General features: G+C 69.5%; 16 protein-coding genes. 6 read left to right on the top strand and 10 right to left on the bottom strand.

The features are described 5' to 3' along the window. The first annotated feature begins 123 nt into the window (after positions 1 to 123). Together Vau01_RS35435 and Vau01_RS35430 are read left to right on the top strand one after the other, a co-directional pair. Positions 124 to 2,478, top strand: coding sequence for a ribonucleoside-diphosphate reductase subunit alpha (locus Vau01_RS35435; RefSeq protein WP_204002244.1), 2,355 nt, complete (start codon positions 124 to 126; stop codon positions 2,476 to 2,478). After that, entirely contained in the window at positions 2,478 to 3,476 is a 999-nt protein-coding gene (locus Vau01_RS35430; protein WP_204002235.1) for a ribonucleotide-diphosphate reductase subunit beta, read from the top strand. The genes Vau01_RS35435 and Vau01_RS35430 overlap by 1 nt, the downstream gene beginning before the upstream one ends. Here the strand turns inward: Vau01_RS35430 and meaB are convergent. The 10 genes from meaB to Vau01_RS35380 all read right to left on the bottom strand — a co-directional run bounded on the left by meaB (position 3,399) and on the right by Vau01_RS35380 (position 16,925). Then, positions 3,399 to 4,424, bottom strand: coding sequence for a methylmalonyl Co-A mutase-associated GTPase MeaB (meaB, locus tag Vau01_RS35425; protein ID WP_204002232.1), 1,026 nt, complete (start codon positions 4,422 to 4,424; stop codon positions 3,399 to 3,401). The two genes, Vau01_RS35430 and meaB, sit on opposite strands and share 78 nt — an antisense overlap. Next, complete coding sequence (gene scpA / locus Vau01_RS35420; protein WP_204002229.1) at positions 4,414 to 6,555, bottom strand: methylmalonyl-CoA mutase; 2,142 nt, start codon at positions 6,553 to 6,555, stop codon at positions 4,414 to 4,416. The genes meaB and scpA overlap by 11 nt, the downstream gene beginning before the upstream one ends. Beyond that, positions 6,552 to 8,207 carry a methylmalonyl-CoA mutase subunit beta gene (locus Vau01_RS35415; RefSeq protein ID WP_204002223.1) on the bottom strand — a complete coding sequence of 552 codons (1,656 nt, stop codon included), beginning with the start codon at positions 8,205 to 8,207 and terminating at the stop codon, positions 6,552 to 6,554. Before Vau01_RS35415 ends, scpA begins: the two co-directional genes overlap by 4 nt. A gap of 61 nt (positions 8,208 to 8,268) precedes the next feature. Beyond that, complete coding sequence (locus tag Vau01_RS35410; protein ID WP_204002221.1) at positions 8,269 to 10,251, bottom strand: cellulase family glycosylhydrolase; 1,983 nt, start codon at positions 10,249 to 10,251, stop codon at positions 8,269 to 8,271. A 107-nt stretch (positions 10,252 to 10,358) separates the two neighbouring features. Beyond that, positions 10,359 to 10,754 carry a hypothetical protein gene (locus Vau01_RS35405; RefSeq protein WP_204002219.1) on the bottom strand — a complete coding sequence of 132 codons (396 nt, stop codon included), beginning with the start codon at positions 10,752 to 10,754 and terminating at the stop codon, positions 10,359 to 10,361. 33 nt (positions 10,755 to 10,787) lie between these two features. Then, positions 10,788 to 11,432 carry a hypothetical protein gene (locus Vau01_RS35400; protein ID WP_204002217.1) on the bottom strand — a complete coding sequence of 215 codons (645 nt, stop codon included), beginning with the start codon at positions 11,430 to 11,432 and terminating at the stop codon, positions 10,788 to 10,790. A 79-nt stretch (positions 11,433 to 11,511) separates the two neighbouring features. Then, entirely contained in the window at positions 11,512 to 13,530 is a 2,019-nt protein-coding gene (locus Vau01_RS35395) for an ABC transporter ATP-binding protein (protein ID WP_373320347.1), read from the bottom strand. Continuing rightward, positions 13,527 to 15,260: an ABC transporter ATP-binding protein gene (locus Vau01_RS35390; protein WP_204002204.1), complete on the bottom strand. Its 1,734-nt coding sequence runs from the start codon at positions 15,258 to 15,260 to the stop codon at positions 13,527 to 13,529. The genes Vau01_RS35395 and Vau01_RS35390 overlap by 4 nt, the downstream gene beginning before the upstream one ends. Then, positions 15,254 to 15,916 (bottom strand): TetR/AcrR family transcriptional regulator, encoded by a 663-nt coding sequence (locus Vau01_RS35385; RefSeq protein WP_204002201.1) that lies wholly within the window; start codon positions 15,914 to 15,916, stop codon positions 15,254 to 15,256. The genes Vau01_RS35390 and Vau01_RS35385 overlap by 7 nt, the downstream gene beginning before the upstream one ends. A 55-nt stretch (positions 15,917 to 15,971) precedes the next feature. Then, the gene (locus tag Vau01_RS35380; protein ID WP_204002198.1) at positions 15,972 to 16,925 is read right to left on the bottom strand and encodes a hypothetical protein; all 954 of its coding nucleotides are present in this window, start codon (positions 16,923 to 16,925) and stop codon (positions 15,972 to 15,974) included. A gap of 28 nt (positions 16,926 to 16,953) precedes the next feature. Between Vau01_RS35380 and Vau01_RS35375 the strand changes: the two genes are divergently transcribed. The 4 genes from Vau01_RS35375 to Vau01_RS35360 are packed head-to-tail and all read left to right on the top strand — an operon-like array spanning position 16,954 to position 19,867. Continuing rightward, positions 16,954 to 17,649, top strand: coding sequence for a B3/B4 domain-containing protein (locus Vau01_RS35375; protein ID WP_204002195.1), 696 nt, complete (start codon positions 16,954 to 16,956; stop codon positions 17,647 to 17,649). Next, complete coding sequence (locus Vau01_RS35370; protein WP_204002193.1) at positions 17,650 to 18,384, top strand: class I SAM-dependent methyltransferase; 735 nt, start codon at positions 17,650 to 17,652, stop codon at positions 18,382 to 18,384. It begins immediately after the preceding gene. A 23-nt stretch (positions 18,385 to 18,407) separates the two neighbouring features. After that, positions 18,408 to 18,836, top strand: a complete 429-nt coding sequence (locus tag Vau01_RS35365; protein WP_204002190.1) for a hypothetical protein — start codon at positions 18,408 to 18,410, stop codon at positions 18,834 to 18,836. Between the two features lie 5 nt (positions 18,837 to 18,841). Next, on the top strand, positions 18,842 to 19,867 hold the full coding sequence (locus Vau01_RS35360; RefSeq protein WP_204002187.1) for an LLM class F420-dependent oxidoreductase: 1,026 nt from the start codon (positions 18,842 to 18,844) through the stop codon (positions 19,865 to 19,867). Positions 19,868 to 19,886 lie beyond the last annotated feature (19 nt).

Here is a 19,886-nt window from a genome sequence, read left to right as displayed (position 1 = left end):
GCGGTCCGAGGCCGCGCGGGACGGCCGACGCCATCGAACGGTGCCCACCTCCACTGGGTTCCGTGGCGTCTCCGCGCGTTTCGAGGCCGGTAACAGAGGCCAGCAGCGAGGAGACCACCCGACATGACGGTCATCGAGACCGCGCCACCCCAGACTCCCAAACAGCGCACCACCATGCACGTACGCAAGCGCAACGGTGACGCCGAGCCGGTCGACGTCAACAAGATCGTGCGCGCCGTCGAGCGGTGTGTGGGCGATCTCACCGACGTGGATCCAATGCGCGTCGCGACCAAGACGATCAGCGGGCTCTACGACGGCGCGACCACCGCCGAGCTCGACCGGCTGAGCATCCAGACCGCCGCCGCGATGATCGGCGAGGAGCCCCAGTACTCCCGCCTCGCCGCTCGCCTGCTGGCCAACTACATCGACAAGGAGGTGCGCGGCCAGGGTATCGCCAGCTTCAGCCAGTCGATCGCGCGCGGCCACGCGGTGGGCCTGGTCGGCGACGAGACCGCGGCCTTCGTCAAGGCGAACGCCCGCAAGCTCGACGACGCGACGAGCAAGGGGACGACGGAGTTCGAGTACTTCGGCCTCCGGACCGTCTACGACCGGTACCTGTTGCGGCACCCGCAGACCAGGTTCGTCGTCGAGACGCCCCGGTACTGGCTGCTCAGGGTCGCATGTGGACTGTCGCACACGCCGCAGGAGGCGATCGCCTTCTACCGGCTCATGGCGAGCCTGCGGTACCTGCCCAGTTCCCCGACGCTGTTCAACTCCGGCACCCGGCACACCCAGATGTCGAGCTGCTTCCTGGTCGACTCCCCCAGGGACGAACTCGACTCCATCTACGACCGCTACGCCCAGGTGGCGAAGCTGTCGAAGTTCGCCGGCGGCATCGGCATCTCGTGGTCGCGGGTCCGCTCGCGGGGAGCGCTGATCCGGGGCACGAACGGCACCTCGAACGGGATCGTGCCGTGGTTGCGCACGCTCGACTCCAGCGTCGCCGCGGTGAACCAGGGCGGCCGCCGCAAGGGTGCGGCGTGCGTCTACCTCGAACCGTGGCACCCGGACATCGAGGAGTTCCTCGAACTGCGCGACAACACCGGCGAGGAGGCCCGCCGCACGCACAACCTCAACCTGGCCAACTGGGTCCCGGACGAGTTCATGCGCCGGGTCGAGGCCGACGAGCTGTGGTCGCTGTTCGACCCCGACCAGGTACCGGAACTACCGGACCTCTGGGGCGAGGAGTTCGACGCGACGTACCGCGAGGCCGAACGCCAGGGACGATTCACGAAGCAGGTCAAGGCCCGCGACCTCTACGGCCGCATGATGCGCACGCTCGCGCAGACCGGCAACGGCTGGATGACGTTCAAGGACCGGTCGAACGCGCTGTGCAACCAGACACCGGGCGGGGAGACCGTCCACCTCTCGAACCTCTGCACCGAGATCATCGAGGTCTCCAGCGACACGGAGACCGCGGTGTGCAATCTGGGTTCGGTGAACCTCGCCGCGCACGTCACAAAGGATAAAAACGTCGATTGGACCGCGCTGCGCACCACGGTACGCACCGCGATCACGTTCCTCGACCGCGTCATCGACATCAACTACTACCCGAGCGCGGAAACCGCCCGGAGCAACCCGCGGTGGCGCCCGGTCGGGCTCGGTGTCATGGGGCTGCAGGACGTGTTCTTCGCGCTCCGCCTGCCGTTCGACTCGCCGGAGGCGAAGACCCTGTCGACCCGGATCGCGGAGGAGATCTACCTCACCGCACTGGAGACCTCGGCGGAGCTGGCCCGGGCGCACGGCCCGCACCCGGCGTACGCGGAAACCCGCGCGGCGAACGGCGATCTGCAGCCCGACCTGTGGGGCGTCGAAACCCACGGGGACCGGTGGGCAGCGCTCCGCGCCACGGTGAAGGAGCACGGGCTGCGCAACTCGCTGCTCGTCGCGATCGCACCCACCGCCACGATCGCGTCGATCGCGGGCTGCTACGAGTGCATCGAGCCGCAGGTGTCGAACCTGTTCAAGCGCGAGACGCTGAGCGGCGAGTTCCTTCAGGTCAACACCGCGCTGGTGACCGAGTTGAAGGCACGCGGCCTGTGGACCGACCGGATCCGCGCCGAGATCAAGCGGGCCGAGGGCTCGGTGCAGGGCATCGCCGAACTCCCGGCCGAGGTGCGGGAACTGTTCCGGACGGCGTGGGAGCTGCCGCAACGGGCGCTGATCGACCTGGCCGCCGCCCGTGGCCGGTACATCGACCAGAGCCAGTCGCTCAACCTGTTCCTGGCGTCGCCGACCATCGGCAAGCTCTCGTCGATGTACCTGTACGCCTGGAAGGCCGGCCTCAAGACCACGTACTACCTGCGGTCGCGCCCGGCGACGCGGATCCAGCAGTCCACAGTGGACATCGTGCGTCCCACCGAGGAAGTCATCGCCTGTTCCCTGGAGAACCCCGAAGCCTGCGAGGCCTGCCAATAATGTCTCTTCTCGACCCCGGCCTGGACCTGACCCTGCGGCCGATGAAGTACCCCGAGTTCTTCGACCGGTTCAAGGACGCGATCCGCAACACCTGGACCGTCGAGGAGGTCGACCTGCACACCGACCTCGCCGACCTGCACCGCCTCTCACCCGCCGAGCGCCACCTGGTGAGCCGGCTGGTCGCGTTCTTCGCCACCGGCGACACGATCGTGGCGAACAACCTGGTGCTGAACCTGTACCAGCACATCAACTCGCCGGAGGGCCGGCTGTACCTGAGCCGCCAGCTGTTCGAGGAGGCGGTGCACGTCCAGTTCTACCTGAACCTGCTCGACACCTACGTGCCCGACGAGAACGAGCGGTACGAGGCGTTCGTCGCGATCGAGAGCATCCCCTCGATCAAACGCAAGGCCGACTTCTGCTTCCGGTGGATCGACTCGGTCTTCGAGCTGCGCGAGCTGACGACGAGAGACGACCGCAAGGCGTTCCTGCTCAACCTGATCTGCTTCGCCGCCTGCATCGAGGGGCTGTTCTTCTACGGCGCCTTCGCGTACGTGTACTTCCTGCGCTCGCGCGGGCTGCTGCACGGGCTCGCCAGCGGCACCAACTGGGTGTTCCGCGACGAGTCGATGCACATGGCGTTCGCGTTCGACGTGGTCGACACCGTCCGGCGCGAGGAGCCCGACCTCTTCGACGACGAGCTCGCGCGGAAGGTCACCGAGATGCTGAAGGACGCCGTGGAGTGCGAGGCGCAGTTCGCGGAGGACCTGCTCGGGCAGGGCGTTCCGGGACTGTCCACGAAGGACATGCGCACCTACCTGGAGCACGTCGCCGACCGGCGGCTGGCCCAGCTCGACCTGCCACCGGTCTACGGGAGCTCGAACCCGTTGCCGTTCATGGACCTGCAGGACGTGCAGGAGCTGTCAAACTTCTTCGAGCGGCGGGTCTCCGCGTACCAGGTCGGCGTCACCGGCAGCGTGAGTTTCGACGACGACTTCTGAGCTGAACGCGTCCAGGAGTTTTGCCGCGGCGAGTGACGGCGTGAGCGTCCCGTCGAGAACCTCCTTCTCGACGGACGGCGCGAGCGCCGTCACCGCGGGGTGGGTGCGCAGGCGCTCCAGCACCGCCCCGCGCACCGTCGCCCACATCCAGCCCACCTGCTGCTGCCGGCGTCGGGTCTGGAACTCGCCGCTGTCGCGCAGCGCGTCCTGGTGCTTGAGAATCTGCGCCCACAGGTCGTCCAGACCCGTCTCCTCCAGGGCACTGCACGTCACCACGGGCGCGGGCGTGCCCATGAGACGCAACGCGCCCGCGAGTTCCCGGGCCGCCCGCTTCGCGTCCACCAGGTGGGGGCCGTCGGCCTTGTTCACCGCGATCACGTCGGCGAGTTCGAGCACGCCCTTCTTGATCCCCTGCAACTGGTCGCCGGTGCGGGCCAACGTCAGCAGCAGGAACGAGTCCACCATCTCCGCCACCGCGGTCTCGCTCTGTCCGACCCCGACGGTCTCGACCAGGATGGTGTCGTAGCCGGCGGCCTCGACCACGACGATCGCCTCGCGGGTCGCCGTCGCCACGCCGCCCAGGGTGCCGCGGGTCGGCGACGGCCGCACGAACGCGTTGTCGTCGACGGCCAGCCGCGCCATCCGGGTCTTGTCGCCGAGGATGCTCCCCCGGGTACGGGTCGACGAGGGATCCACCGCCAGCACCGCCACCCGGTGCCCGGCCGCCGTCAGCGACGACCCCAGCGCGTCGATGAACGTCGACTTCCCCACGCCCGGGACGCCGGTGATGCCGACCCGCCGCGAGTCGCCGCTGGCCGGCGTCAGCTCCACCAGCAGCCGTTGCGCCAGCGATCGGTGGTCGGCCCGGGTCGACTCCACGAGCGTGATCGCCCGCGCGATCCACGCCCGGTTGCCGGCGCGCACGCCGGCAACGTAATCATCCAGCATGGCCCAGACGCGCGGACAGGTCGGCGAGCAGCGCGAGCGCCGCGTCGGCGATCACCGTGCCGGGCGGGAAGATCGCCGCGGCGCCGGCCGCCTTCAGCTCGTCGAAGTCGCCGGGCGGGATCACCCCACCGACGATGATCATGATGTCGTCGCGGCCGAGTGCCGCCAGCTCGTCGCGCAGCGACGGCACCAGCGTGAGGTGTCCGGCCGCGAGGCTCGACACGCCGACGATGTGCGCGTCGGCCTCCACCGCCTGGCGGGCCACCTCGGCCGGGGTCTGGAACAGCGCGCCCACGTCGACGTCGAAGCCGAGGTCGGCGAACGCCGTCGCGATCACCTTCTGGCCGCGGTCGTGCCCGTCCTGCCCGACCTTGGCCACCAGGATCCGGGGCCGGCGCCCCTCGGCGTCGGCGAACGCGTCGGTGGCGGCGCGCACCTTCTCGATGTTCGTCGCCGGGCCGGCCTCGTCGCGGTACACGCCCGTGATCGTACGGATCTGGGCGGCGTGCCGGCCGTACACCTTCTCCAGCGCGTCGGAGATCTCGCCGACGGTCGCCTTCGCCCGGGCCGCGTCGACGGCGAGGGCCAGCAGGTTCCCGTCACCGCTCTCCGCCGCCGCCGTGAGCGCGTCCAGCGCCGCGGAACACGCGGCGGCGTCGCGTTCGGCCCGCAGGCGTTTGAGCTTCGCCACCTGCTGGGCACGAACCGAGGCGTTGTCGACCTTCAGCACCTCGATCGGCTCGTCGGCCTCCGGCCGGTACCGGTTGACGCCGATCACCGGCTGCCGCCCCGAGTCGATGCGGGCCTGCGTGCGGGCGGCCGCCTCCTCGATGCGCAGCTTCGGGATCCCCTCGTCGATCGCCCGGGCCATCCCGCCGGCCGCCTCGACCTCCTCGATGTGCTCCCACGCCCGCGCGGCGAGGTCGGCCGTCAGCCGCTCGACGTAGAAACTGCCGCCCCACGGGTCGATCACCTTCGTGGTGCCGGACTCGTGCTGCAGCACCAGTTGCGTGTTGCGCGCGATGCGCGCGGAGAAGTCGGTCGGCAGGGCGAGCGCCTCGTCCAACGCGTTGGTGTGCAACGACTGCGTGTGCCCCTGCGTCGCCGCCATCGCCTCCACGCACGTCCGCACGACGTTGTTGAAGACGTCCTGCGCGGTCAGCGACCAGCCGGAGGTCTGGCAGTGCGCCCGCAGGCTCAGCGACTTCGGGTTCGTGGCCCCGAAGTCGCCCACCAGCCTCGCCCACAGCAGCCGGGCCGCCCGCAGCTTCGCCACCTCCATGAAGAAGTTCATGCCGATGGCCCAGAAGAACGACAGCCGCGGCGCGAACGCGTCGATGTCGAGGCCGGCGTCGCGGCCCGCGCGCAGGTACTCGACGCCGTCGGCGAGCGTGTACGCCAGTTCCAGGTCGGCCGTCGCGCCCGCCTCCTGGATGTGGTAGCCCGAGATGGAGATCGAGTTGAAGCGCGGCATCTTCTCCGACGTGAACCGGAAGATGTCGGAGATGATCCGCATCGACGGCTGCGGCGGGTAGATGTAGGTGTTGCGCACCATGAACTCTTTGAGGATGTCGTTCTGGATGGTCCCGCTCAACTTCTCGGGCGGCACCCCCTGCTCCTCGGCCGCCACGATGTACAGCGCCAGCACGGGCAGCACCGCGCCGTTCATCGTCATCGAGACGCTCATCTTGTCCAGCGGGATGCCGTCGAACAGCTGGCGCATGTCGTAGATCGAGTCGATCGCCACGCCGGCCATGCCCACGTCGCCGGCGACGCGCGGGTGGTCGGAGTCGTAGCCGCGGTGCGTCGGCAGGTCGAACGCCACCGACAGGCCCTTCTGCCCGGCCGCGAGATTGCGGCGGTAGAAGGCGTTCGACTCCTCCGCCGTCGAGAACCCCGCGTACTGCCGGATCGTCCACGGCTGGGTGGTGTACATCGTCGGGTAGGGGCCGCGCAGGTAGGGCGCGATGCCCGGGTAGGTGTCCAGGAAGTCCAGGCCGTCGAGGTCGGCCGCCGTGTAGACCGGCTTGACGTCGATGCCCTCGGGCGTGAGCCAGGGTTCGCGGTCGGTGTCGGCCGCGGCCGCGTCTCCGGGAGAGTCGAACTCGAGCTTGGAGAAGTCAGGAATCATGAGAGAACCTCTTCGAGGACGCCCACCGCGTCGCAGCCGTTGTACAGGTACCCCGTCACCCCGTCGTATTCACCGGGCTTTCCGGCCAGCCACACCTGCCGGGCTCCCCCGCTGGCCAGCGTGAGCGCCGCGCCCGACGCCTCCTCCGCGTACGACCGGTCGCTGCCGCACAGGCACGCGGTCGACAGGCCGCTCGACGCGAACCCCTCCACCGGCCCGGCGGTCACCGCGACGCCGCCGGCCGCGAACAGGTTCGTGGCGAACCCGACCCGCGCGGTGTGCGCGGCGGGCGGTCCGAGCGTGGCGAGGTACACGGTCGGTCGCCGCGACAGGGCGTCGGCCCGGTCGCGCAACCGCTCGAACGCCTCGCTGTAGTAGTGCATGTCGCGCTGCGGCGCCGGCCGCCGCCGGGGCAGCTTCTCGTCCAGGAAAGGAAACTCGCTCACCCCGGTGAGCGGATCGCGCCGGTGCGCCAGGTTCGCCGCGCGAGCGTCCCAGGTGGCCCGGAGCCGCTCCGCGACCAGGCCCGACGAGAGCGCCGCCGCCATCCCCCCGGCGCCCTCGATCTCGGTGAACCACGCCCACGCCGCCCGGGCCAGGTCGGCGGTGCGGCGCTCGACGTACCAGGAACCGCCGGCCGGGTCGGCCACCCGGGCCACGCTCGACTCGTCGATCAGCAGCGAGTGGGTGTTGCGCGCGATCCGCCGCGCGAACCCGTCGGGCAGGCCGAGCCGGTGGTCGAACGGCAGCACGGTGACCGCGTCGGCGCCGCCGACCCCGGCGGCGAAACAGGCGAGCGTGGTCCGCAGCATGTTCACCCACGGATCGCGGCCGGCCATCATCGCGGCTGAGGTCACCGCGTGCTGGGCCTGCGTCGCGCGGTCGGCACCGCACGCCCGCGCGACCCGCGCCCACAACAGCCGCGCCGCGCGCAGTTTCGCGATCGTGGCGAACTGGTCGGCGGTGGCCGCGTAGCGGAACTCCACCTGCGCCAGCGCCTCGTCGACGCTCAACCCGGCGTCGGTGAGCGCGCGCAGGTACGCCACGCCGGTGGCCAGCGAACAGGCCAGTTCCTCGGCGTCGCTGCCACCGGCGTCGTGGTACCGCGTCGCGTCCACGACCATGGCCCGCAACGCCGCACGGTCCGCCGCTTGCCGCGCGAACGCCGCCGCGGTCTGGAGATCGCCGGCGCCCGCGAGCGGATCGAACCCCAGGTTGCCCGACGAGCCGCCGGCGGCCAGAAACGCCTCGGCCGCGGCGGCCGCGTCGGCGCCGGCGTCGAGGGTGACCCCGGCCAGATCGAGGTGGACGCCGTCGAGCGCGGCCGCGAGGCCGTCGACCGGCACCCCGTCCGCACCGACCACGAGCCACAGCGACGTGGCGCCGTTCTCCAGGTCGGCGCGGGCCGCCTCGGCGGTGGCCCGGGGATCCGGGTCGGCGTGCCGCTGCCGGATGTCCCAGCCGTTCGCCGTCCGCCCCATGACCCGCGGAAGCGTGTCGGAGTCGGCCGCCGTGTAGAGCGGTTTGAGCGGAACTCCGTCGTACCCCGTGGTGGTCAACAGCTCCACCGCCTGGGCGGGGGTGGTGTCCTCGGTGGCGGCGCCCGACTTGCGCAGGACACCGAGCACCAGCTTCTGCCACTCCTCCGTCATTAACGCATGTTAAGGCGGGCTCCGCCGGGTCCCCTATCTTTGTGACTTATTCGCTCGTGACCTACTCGGCCCGCACGTTGTCGAGGTCGTGCGTGCCCGCGTTGAAGAACAGGTACAGCGCCTTCACGTCGGCGAGGTTCGGCGCGCACGACATCTCGGTCAGCAGGTCGAACGAGACGGTCGTCGTGGTGCCGGCGTTGATCCACGGGAACGGGCTCTGGCACCAGGTGTAGTCGGCGCCGGTCTGCACCGCGAGCGACACCGACGTACCGGTCGCGCCGGTGTGCAGTTCGAACCGCACGAACTGCTTGCCGGTGAGGTCGAGCGGCGTCGCGAGCGCCGGTCCGAACCAGTGGTCGGCGGTCACGGTCAGCTTGAGACCGTAGTCGCCCTGCGGGTGGAAGTCCTGCGTCTGCGCCACGGTTCCGGCGTCCGGCAGCCAGCTTCCCGGCCCCCAGTTGTCGGTCCCGGACTCGAAGGTCGAAATGACCACCGCCGCACCGGGGTCCGGCTTCACGGTGACGATCAGGTCGGCCACGTTCGACAGCCGCCCCGCCGCGTCGCGGATCGTGTAGGTCGCCTTGTTCTCACCCGTGACGCCGGAGGTCGGCGTGAAGGTCACGGTGCCGTCGGCGTTGAGGGCGAACGCGCCGCCGGTCGTGCTCTTCGTCTTCTGCTGCCCGGCCGTCGCCGGGTCAAGGTCGATGGTGGACGCCTTGACGGTGCTCCGGTAGGCGACGTCGTTCGCGGCCGGGGTCAGCGTGGCCGGCTGGTTGAACTCGGTGACCTTGACGTCGTGGTCGGCCACCGGCGGGCGGGACTGCTGCGGCCCGAGCAGTTCGTCGCGGGCGTTGGTGAGCGTGGTGCAGACCGGGCTCGGGCAGTAGACGGTGAACCCGTCGTAGTCCGGGTACGGCGTGCCGTCGTCCTGCACACCGGACAGGATCCAGTACAGCCAGCCGTCGCCGCCCTCGGCGTCGACCAGGTCGGTCCACTGCTTGTAGACGGGGTTGCGGGTGGCCTTGTCGCGCCAGCCGAACTCGCCGAGCAGCGACGGCTTGCCGATGCGGTTCGCTTCCCGGATGTGCCGCTTGATCCAGTCGAGCGTCCACGGCAGGTCCTTGCCCCACCCGTCCGGGTAGAGGTGGAACGACATGATGTCGATGGCGGCCAGTCTCGTGAGCGCGAGGTTGTCGACGCCGTCGGCGCAGTTCGCGGTCCAGTCCGGGCTCGTCGGGTCGTCGCAGAAGAAACCCTCGTCGCCGACGCCCACCAGGTGCTTGCGGTCGACCGACTTGATGTGGCGGCTGACCTCGTCGGCCCACGCGGTGAGCGTCGCCGGGGTGCAGTTGGGCGAGCGCGGGTACGCGCCGGCCGACAGGCACCGCGGCTCGTTGCCGAGCTCCCAGGCCATCACCGTCGGGTCATCCTTGTAGGCGACGCCGGTGAGCGGGTTGACCCGGTTGAGCACGTGGCTGATCCAGTCCTTGTACCAGCCCTTGATCGTGGCGTTCGTGTAGAAGTCGTCGTGGTAGCTGCCGCCGGCCCAGCGCACGTACTGGTCCATGCCGCCGAAGTCGTTCCAGTTGTTGGTCAACGGGATGATCAGCTTGATCCCGTGCCGCTTGGCGCTCGCGAGCACGTAGTCGAGCCGCTGGAGGCCGTCGGGGCCGTCGTTGTAGGCGGGCTTCGTGCCGTCCCAGTACTGGAAGTAGACGCCGTCGGCCTTGCCGCGGATGCTGTTCGTGCCATCCTGGTTGCCGATGTCGAGGAAGCCCCAGGTGCGCAGCACGTTGAACTTCGCGGCCCGCGCGTCGGCGAACACGTCGTCCACCATCAACGGCGACTTGTACATCAGGTAGTAGTTGTTCGAGCCGGCGAACCGGAACGTGCGGCCGTCGAGCCGCAGGTCGCTACCCGCGCGCGTGACAAACCCGCCGCCGCCCTGCGTTTCCTGAACCGGCTCAGCGCGTGCGGACGCCGCGGGTGCCGCCGCGACAACGAGAGCGAGCAGAGCCGTTACCACACCGAACCGTCGGGCCATGCCCGCCTCCCACACTGGAGACTTAACCGATTAAGTGGCACCGAACCTACGATCGGGCCACGTCGATGTCAACAATCGAAGTGCATCGACCACGTTCGACCCGGTGTTCACAGCGCACCGATCATGCCCTCAATGCACATGGCCGAGATAACGACCGCACAGAAACTGGCCCCCGCCGCCAGGAACGCAACGGGCCACGGCTTGTGATCCGACGCTCGAACGATCATCGCGGCCACGATGACGACCGCCAGTCCGATCAGACCATTCAAGATGTACAGGTCTGGCGGAGCGTCCGCCTCCTGGTGCGCCCGGACGAGTGCGATCAGCGCGGCGAACACAGCGATCCCGGCAAGGGCGGACTGGCTGACAGTCGCCCCGTTCGAGTTCGCCGCGATACCCGCGAGGGCGCTCAGAATGCCCAACGCGAGAATGATCGCCGCGACGTCAGATCCGTCAAAGCGCTGATCCGCCGCCGAGGCAAGGGCGTGGCTGGCGAGAAACACGGCTGGGCTCCCATGAACGGCGGGAGTCCAGCGTCAGGCAGTCGCGAACTCCCGGAAGACGAGGGCAAATGGCGTCATGCTGGTCGTCTTCCGGGCACGGTTGGGCCCACGGATGCGGTACTGGTCGACAACGTGCTGGTGTGTGAGGGCCTCGGGCTGCTCCTCGACGCGCTGCTGCCGGCAAATTGGAAGCAGCCTCGCGATCGCGCTCCTGATCAGCCGCCGGACGTGGCTCGCGATCCTGAGCCGGGTCAGATGACCGGAACCCTTCGCCAGGACACGCGATGTACGGCGGACCACCTGGTCCGCAAGCCGGGCGATCAAGGGTCGAAGGGCGTCGCGGTCCGCACAGGACGAGACCTGTCGAACCTCTCGCACTCCGGCCGCACGTTCGACGTCCGTCAGCCCGCGCGATGCGGATTCGTCGCGACTCGCGGCTGCGCACAGCAGCGCGCGATGGTCCGCTCGGCGGTACCGCCGGCCGGTCTCGTCGACAAGACCATCCCAGACGACCTCGAACCGTCGCCCGTTGATCTGAAGTGAGGACGACGGCTCCAGAACGAAGACACGACCGAGCTGTTCGAGCACGATCGTGCGCAGGAACGCACTATGGCCCGCGCTCCAGGACGCGAACACGTCGGATTGATGCGGGGTCTCGCCCGTGTCGATTACCCGCACGCGTGGCACGGTACGGAGAATACCGGACGCCCGACGCACCACGCAGGCACGTCGGGCGTCCACTGTGGATCTTCTCCTGCTAGGCGGGCACCTCGGCCGGAGCGGTGAACTGGGCGTTGTGCAGGCGGTGGTAAGCGCCCTCCGCGGCCATCAGTTCGTCGTGGGTGCCCTGCTCCACGATCCGTCCCCCCACCATCACCAGGATCAGGTCGGCGTCGCGGATGGTGGAGAGGCGGTGGGCGATCACGAAGCTGGTGCGACCCGACCGCAGCTCTGCCATCGCGTGCTGCACCAGTACCTCGGTGCGGGTGTCGACGGAGCTGGTGGCCTCGTCGAGGATCAGCAGGGACGGGTTGGCCAGGAACGCCCGCGCGATCGTGATGAGCTGCTTCTCGCCGGCGCTGACGTTGCTGCCCTCCTCGTCGATCACGGTGTCGTAGCCGTCGGGCAGGCTGTGGACGAAGCGGTCGACGTACGCCGCCCGCGCCGCGGCGAGGATCTGCTCCTCGGTGGCGTCGGGGTTGCCGTAGGCGATGTTGGCGCGGATCGTGCCGCCGAAGAGCCACGTGTCCTGCAGCACCATGCCGATCTCGCTGCGGAGCGCATCGCGGCGCATGGTGGCGATGTCGACGCCGTCGAGCGTAATGCGTCCGCCGTCGAGCTCGTAGAACCGCATGATGAGGTTCACGAGCGTGGTCTTGCCGGCACCGGTCGGCCCGACGATCGCCACCGTGCGGCCCGGCTCGGCCACCAGCGACAGGTCGTCGATCAGCGGCTTGTCCGGCACGTACCGGAAGGACACGTTCTCGAACGCCACCCGACCGTGGGTGTGCTCGACGACGCCCGGCTTCGCGTGGTCGGGCGTCTGCTCGTCGGCGTCGAGGAGGTCGAACACCCGCTCGGCCGACGCCACGCCACTTTGCAGCAGGTTCGCCATCGACGCCACCTGCGTCAACGGCTGGGTGAACTGCCGCGAGTACTGGATGAACGCCTGCACGTCACCCAGGCTCATCGACCCCGACGCGACCCGCAGCGCACCGACCACCGCGACCGCGACGTAGCTCAGGTTCCCGATGAACATCATCGACGGCATGATGATCCCGGAGATGAACTGCGCCTTGAACGCGGCGGTGAAGAGCTTGTCGTTGCGGTCGGCGAAGATCGCCTCCGACTCCTTCTGCCGGCCGAAGACCTTCACCAGCTCGTGGCCGGTGAACGACTCCTCGATGTGCGCGTTCAGCGTGCCGGTGTACTTCCACTGGTTGATGAACTGCTTCTGCGACCGCTTCGCGACCTGCTTGGTGACCACGAACGACAGCGGCACCGCCACGAGGGCGATCAGCGCCAGGATCGGTGAGATCACGAACATCATGACCACCACGCCGACGACGGTCAGCAGGCTCGTGAGCAGCTGGCTGAGCGTCTGCTGCAGGGTCTGCGCGATGTTGTCGATGTCGTTGGTGACCCGGCTGAGGATCTCGCCCCGTTGCTGGGTGTCGAAGTACGGCAACGGGAGCCGGTTCAGCTTGTCCTCCACGTCGGAGCGCAGCGTGCGGATGCTGCCCTGCACGACGTCGTTGAGGATGTAGCCCTGCAGCCACAACAGCAGGCTCGACCCGACGAACAGCACCACCGCCAGCGACACGATGTGCGAGAGCCGGGTGAAGTCGATGCCCTCGCCGGGCACGAAGTCCATCCGCTTGAGCATGTCGGCGATGTTGTCGTTGCCGGCGGCGCGGGCACCGGCGACCGCCTGTTCCTTGGTGGTTCCGGCGGGGATCCGCTTACCGATCACGCCGGCGAAGAGGACGTCGGTCGCGCGGCCGAGAATCTTCGGGACGACCACCGAGAAGACGACGCTCGCGGTGCCCAGCGACACCACGGCGATCAGCCGCGCCCGGTACGGGGCGAGCCGGCGCATCAGGCGCTTGGCCGACGGCCAGAACCTCATCGACTTCTCCGCCGGCATGCCGGCGCCCATCCACGGCGGGCCACCCTGGCGCGGGCCCGCACCCGGAATGCGCGCGGCGGTCTTCTTCGGCGCGCCGCTCCCGGGCTGTACGCCCGGCGGTTTGGCGCCGTTTCCTTGTTGACTCATGCCGCGGCCCCCACGGTTTGCTGCGATTCCACGATTTCCCGGTAGGTCTGGCAGGTCTCCAGCAGTTCCTGGTGCCCGCCGGTGCCGACCACGAGCCCGTCCTCCAGCACGACGATCCGGTCGGCGTCGACGATCGTCGACACGCGCTGCGCCACGATGATGACCGCCGCCTCGGCGGTGACCGGCTTCAACGCGGCCCGCAGGCGGGCGTCGGTGCCGAGGTCGAGCGCGGAGAACGAGTCGTCGAACAGGTAGATCTCCGGCTTGCGCACGAGGGCCCGCGCGATCGCGAGGCGCTGCCGCTGCCCGCCGGACAGGTTGGTACCGCCCTGTGAGACCGGTGCTTCCAACCCCTCCGCGAGTTCCTCGACGAAGTCGCGGGCCTGCGCGATCTCCAGGCACCGCCACAGTTCCTCGTCGGTGGCGTCGGGCTTGCCGTAGCGGAGGTTGCTGGCGATCGTCCCGGAGAACAGGAACGGCTTCTGCGGCACCAGCCCGATCCGGTCCCACAGCACGCCGAAGTCGAGCTCCCGCACGTCGACGCCGTCGACGAGCACCGACCCGCCGGTGACGTCGAAGAGCCGCGGGATCAGTGACAGCAGCGTCGTCTTGCCGGCGCCGGTGCTGCCGATGACCGCGGTGGTGCGGCCCGGTTCGGCGTGCAGGCTCACGTCATTGAGGACGGGGAACTCCGCGCCCGGGTACTGGAACCGCACGTTGCGCAGTTCCACCTCGCCGCGTCCCGCCACCTCCAGGACCGGCTTCGCCGGCGGCGTCACCGTCGACTCGGTGTCGAGGACCTCGGTGATGCGCTCGGCGCAGACCGCGGCGCGCGGCACCATCATGAACATGAACGTCGACATCATCACCGCCATCAGGATCTGCACCAGATAGCTGAGGAACGCGGTGAGCGCACCGATCTCGATCGCGCCGCTGTCGACCCGGAACGCGCCGAACCACAGCACGGCGACGCTGGAACTGTTGAACACGAACATGATCGTCGGGAAGATCATCGCCTGCAGCCGGCCGACCTTCAGCGCGGTGGCGGTGAGGTCGGCGTTGGCGCCGCCGAACCGCTTGGTCTCGTACGGCTCGCGGACGAACGCCCGCACCACCCGGATACCGGTGATCTGCTCGCGGAGCACCCGGTTCACCGTGTCGATGCGCTCCTGCATCAACCGGAACTGGGGAATCGCCGAGCGCATGATGAGACCGACGGCGAGCACCATGACCGGCACGCACACCAGCATCAGCCAGGAGAGGCCGACGTCTTCGCGCAGCGCGAAGATGATGCCACCGATGCACATGATCGGCGCGGCCACCAGGATCGTGCAGGTGACCACGACCAGCATCTGCACCTGCTGGACGTCGTTCGTGGTGCGGGTGATCAGCGTCGGTGCGCCGAACCTGCCGACCTCGCGTCCGGAGAACTCACCGACGCGGTGGAAGATCGCCGCCCGGAGATCGCGCCCGAACCCCATCGCGGCGCGGGCACCGTAGTAGACCGCGACGATCGAACAGACCATCTGGACGGCCGTGAACAGCAGCATCCACCCGCCGGTCTTCATGATGTAGCCGGTGTCGCCGACCGCGATGCCGTGGTCGATGATGTCGGCGTTCAGCCGGGGCAGGTAGAGCGAGGCCATGGTGCCCACGAGCTGCAGCACCACGACGATGGCCAGCTCCTTCTTGTACGGGCGGAGGTGTGTTCGTAACAGTCGGATCAGCACCGGGGTCCCCCATGATCGGGTGTGTCTGGTCGGCGGCGCACGCCGTCGAGAACGGTCGAGGTGATCTGCTCGGCGGTCAACAGGTTTCCGTCGGAGATGTACGGGTGCGAGCCCGAGAACGTGAGCAGGCGGAGGATGTTCGCCACGTCCTTCACCGGGCTGGTGAACCGGGCGCTGTCGGGTTCGAGCAGGCGCACGATCTCGTGGAAGATCTGCTCGGTGCGCGGGTCGAACGAAGCACCCGGTGAGCCGGGCGGCCCGACCTGGCCGGGGGTATTCCCCTGTTTGGGCCGGTACTTCGGTTGCCCGGGGGCCATCCGCATCGCGATCATGATCTTGAAGACGGTGACCAGGCGGTCCTGCAGCACCCGGGTGATCGCCAGGCAGCGCTCGAACAGCGGCAGCCCGATGTCGATCGCGCCCAGTTCGGCGAGGGTGCGCTCGGGGTCGAACGCGGTGTTGATGGCGGCCTGGATGAGCTCGGTCTTGTCGGTGAAGACGCGGAAGATCGTGCCCTCGGCGACCCCGGCCGCCGTGGCGATCTGCTTCGTCGTCACCTTGAGCCCGTGCTCGGCGATCAGCGGGATCGCCGCCGCCACGAGCGACGCCCGCCGCTCGTCGGGCGGCAGCGGCCGGGCACGTTCGCTGTTCAGCACGGCAGGAACTGTAACTGAGTGAGTCACTCACTCACTAGCGATTTTCGGAATTTCGCTAGCGGCGAAGATCACGGAAGTAGATCAGCGGCCCTGCCTCGCCGGCAGCGGCCCCTTCGCTGAACACGAACAGCGTCACCACCAGGGCGGATCCGCCCCGCGGCGAGCGCAGCGCGGTGACGGTCGGATTGGCGAAAGCGGTGCTTCCGCCGTGCGTCCGGATGGCCAGCGGCGATGCCCGTTTTGTCACTGAATCGTATTTGAAGACCCGCCATGACCCCCAGTCGCCCGGTCGCAACTGACCCTCGATCAAGATGATCCGCTCACTCGCCACGCCGTCACTCAGAATCAGGGCGCTGTCGCGGCCGCCGATGTTGCCCCGCACGCCCCACGCCTCGATCGCGGCGTCGAGGGCCGGTTCGGGGGCGCACCGCCAGTCGCGGAAGTCGGTGAGCCGGCCGCGCCCCTGCCGGTCGACCGTCCCGTCGCGGAAGTAGTGGAAGCCGAGGTCGATCACCGAGCCGTCGGGCGACGCGTGCTCGATGTGCGGCGTCCCCTCGGCGTACCGGTCGGCGGGCACCAGCGTGTGCGGCGCGTCGAACGTCCGGTCGGGGCGCGCGTCGAGCAGGCTTTCCCGCGTGGGGTAGCGGCACACGCGCAGCCACGCCGGCCGGCCCGCGCCGCCGGCCTCCACCGCCACCAGGAACCCGCCGTCCGCCAGTGGCGTGATCATGGGTTGGCTCGCGTCGTGGTCGAGGTCCGCGCGATGGTGCCAGGTCATCAGGTCGCGCGAATGCGCGAGGTGGACGGTGAAGGCGTTTTTTCGTGGACGCGAGTGGTAGACCGCGAAGTAGCCGCCGGCCGGGTCCTCGACGACCTTCAGCGTGTCCATCGACACGCCGCGGTCGTCGACCACTCCGTACCGGTAGGTAGCGGCGGGAACATCGGTGAGCAGGTCGTCCACACCGTCCAGTGTGGACCTGTTCGCGCGTCGGGCGGTGGTCCTGTTCACCCGCTCAGGAAGCGCGCGAAGGTAGGGCGTGACCTCGTTCCAGCACGCCAAGGACCTGCGCGCCGACTTCCCCGACCTGGTGGCCGGCGTGCTCGCCGTCACCGGTGTCACGCCCGACGCCGACGTCACCGAGCCGGTCGCGGTGCACACGACCGCCGCGCTCGCCCGGCTCGGAACCGGGCCGCTGGCGGAGTTCCCGGAGATCCAGGCGTGGCGCCGCACGTTCTCCCGGATGGGGCTCAAGCCCACCCAGTACCGGTGCGCGTCGGAGGCGTTGCTGCGGCGGCTGTCCAAGGAGGGCTCGGTCGCCCGGATCAACGCCCTCGTCGATCTGTGCAACGCGGTCTCGATGGCGTACGCGATCCCGGTCGCCGCGCTCGACCTCGACCGCGTCGACGGCGACCTGGAGGTGCGCTACGTCGACGGCACCGAGAACTACGAGACGTTCGCCGGCGGCACCGAGCACCCCGACGCCGGCGAGGTGTCGTTCGTCGACGACGCCGGCCGGTCGCACGCGCGCCGCTGGACGAACCGGCAGAGCGGGTACTCGGCGGTCCGGGAGAACACCGCGAACGTGCTGATCGTCGCGGAGGCGCTGCACCCCGGCGCCCACGCCGACGTCGAACGGCTCGTCGCCGCCCTGTCGACGGCGATCGCCGCCACCTGGGGCGCGACGCCGCGAACGGCGTTGCTCAGCACCGCGTCCCCTTGCTTTTATCTCTGAATGGCCGAGCTCCAGTACGAAGACGCGGAGATCGCCGGGCGGTACGACACGTTCTACCCGCCCGAGCGGCGCCGTGACTTCCGGTTCTACCTGCCCTACATCATGCGGGCCGGCGCCGTGCTCGACATCGGCTGCGGCACCGGCGCGCTGCTGGGGCTGGCGCGCGAGCGGGGGCACACCGGCCGGCTGGTCGGGCTCGATCCGGGTGCCGGGATGCTGTCGGTGGCCCGGCGGCGGTCCGACGTCGAGTGGGTGCACGGCGATCTCACCGAGGCGCGGTGGGACCGCGAGTTCGACTTCGCGGTGATGACCGGCAACGCGTTCCAGACGCTCGTCACCGACACCGAGATGCGCACCGCGCTGGCCACCGTACGGGCCGCGCTCCGCGACGGCGGCCGGTTCGGGTTCGAGACCCGCAACCCCGCCGCGCGGGCCTGGGAGACGTGGACGCCCGACTCCGTCGAGGAGGCCACCGACGCCGACGGCCGCACGATGCGGGTGTTCCACACGGTGCACGAGGTCACCGGCGACCTGGTGACGTTCACCGGCACCTACACCGCCGACCACTGGCCGGAGCCGCGCCTGAGCACCGCGACGTTGAGGTTCCTCGATCTCCCGACGCTCGACCGGTTCCTGGCCGGGGCCGGGCTCACCGTCGACGAGCGGTTCGGCGACACGGCGGGGCGTCCGATTACCGACTCAAGCCCGGAGATCGTCACCATATCCCGCCGTTGACCTGCGCCTTTATCGTCGTTGGCGTGCTACGCCGACTCGCTGTTCTTGCCCTCGCCGGGCCGCTCGCGCTGATCAGCGCCTGCGGCGGGATCGACCTGCCGTCCGTCTCGGCCCCGTCCGACCCCGAGAACGACAAGCTGGTCGGTTCGCTCACCACGCTCGTCGACACGCTGGGCCGGGGCGAGTACGCCGCCGCGGCGGCGCTCCTGTGTCCCGACGCCGAGCAGCAGGACGAGGCCGCGCTGCGGACGGAGTTCGAGCCGCACCCGCGTCCCTGGAAGCAGTTCGTCACGTACACCAGCCGCAGCGGCGACTCCGGCGACGCGAACATGGACCTGACCCCGTCCGGGACATCGGTCGTGCGGTACACGTTCTCGTTGAAGAAGACCGCCGACGGGTCCTGGCAGGTGTGCGACGTCCACCGCGGCTCGGTTCAGGTCGACGTAGGCTGACGCCCATGAAACTCGGCTACACCATCGGCTACTGGTCCGCCGGCCCGCCCGCCGGAATTCCGCAGGTGCTCGCCGAGGCGGAGAAGCTGGGCTTCGACTCGGTCTGGACCGCGGAGGCGTACGGGTCCGACTGCCTCACCCCGCTCGCCTGGTACGGCTCCGCCACGACGACGCTGCGCCTGGGCACCAACATCATGCAGATGTCGGCCCGCACCCCGGCCGCGGCCGCCATGGCCGCGATGACGATCGACCACCTCTCCGGCGGCCGGTTCGTGCTCGGCCTCGGTGCCTCCGGCCCGCAGGTCGTGGAGGGCTGGTACGGCCAGCCGTACCCCAAGCCGCTGGCCCGCACCCGCGAGTACATCGCGATCGTGCGGCAGATCGTCGCCCGCGGCGGCCCGGTCGAGTACGACGGCGACTTCTTCCAGCTACCGTTGCGGGGCGGCACGGGCCTGGGCAAGGCGCTGAAGTCGACGCTGCACCCCCGCCGCACCGAGATCCCCATCTTCATGGGCGCCGAAGGCCCGAAGAACGTGGCCCTCGCCGCCGAGATCGCCGACGGCTGGCTCCCGTTCCTGTTCTCCCCCAAGGCCGACGACTTCTACCGGGCCGCGCTGGCCGAGGGTTTCGGACGCCCCACGGCGCGCCACTCGCTGGAGACGTTCGAGGTGGCCGCCGCGGTGCCCGTCATCGTCCACGACAACGTCGAGGAAGCGGCCGACTTCATCCGCCCGTTCGTCGCCCTGTACGTCGGCGGAATGGGCGCCCGCACGGCCAACTTCCACCGCGACGTGGTCGCCCGCCTCGGCTACGAGCAGGAGTGCGACACGATCGCCGACCTCTACCTGGCCGGCAAGAAGAAGGAAGCGATCGCGGCGGTGCCCACGGCGCTGATCGAGGACCTCGCGCTGATCGGTTCGCCGGCAAAGATCCGGGACGAGCTGGAGCGCTGGCGCAGCACGGTGATCACATCCCTCCTGATCCAGGGCGACCCGAGCCAACTCAAGGTGATCGCCGACCTGTTGAGCTGAGCCGATCACGTGCCGAGAC

Origin of the sequence: Virgisporangium aurantiacum, from assembly GCF_016863635.1 — a bacterium.
Lineage (GTDB): Bacteria > Actinomycetota > Actinomycetes > Mycobacteriales > Micromonosporaceae > Virgisporangium > Virgisporangium aurantiacum.
Note: the sequence above shows the minus strand (reverse complement) of the source record. Positions and strands in the feature narration are given on the sequence as shown.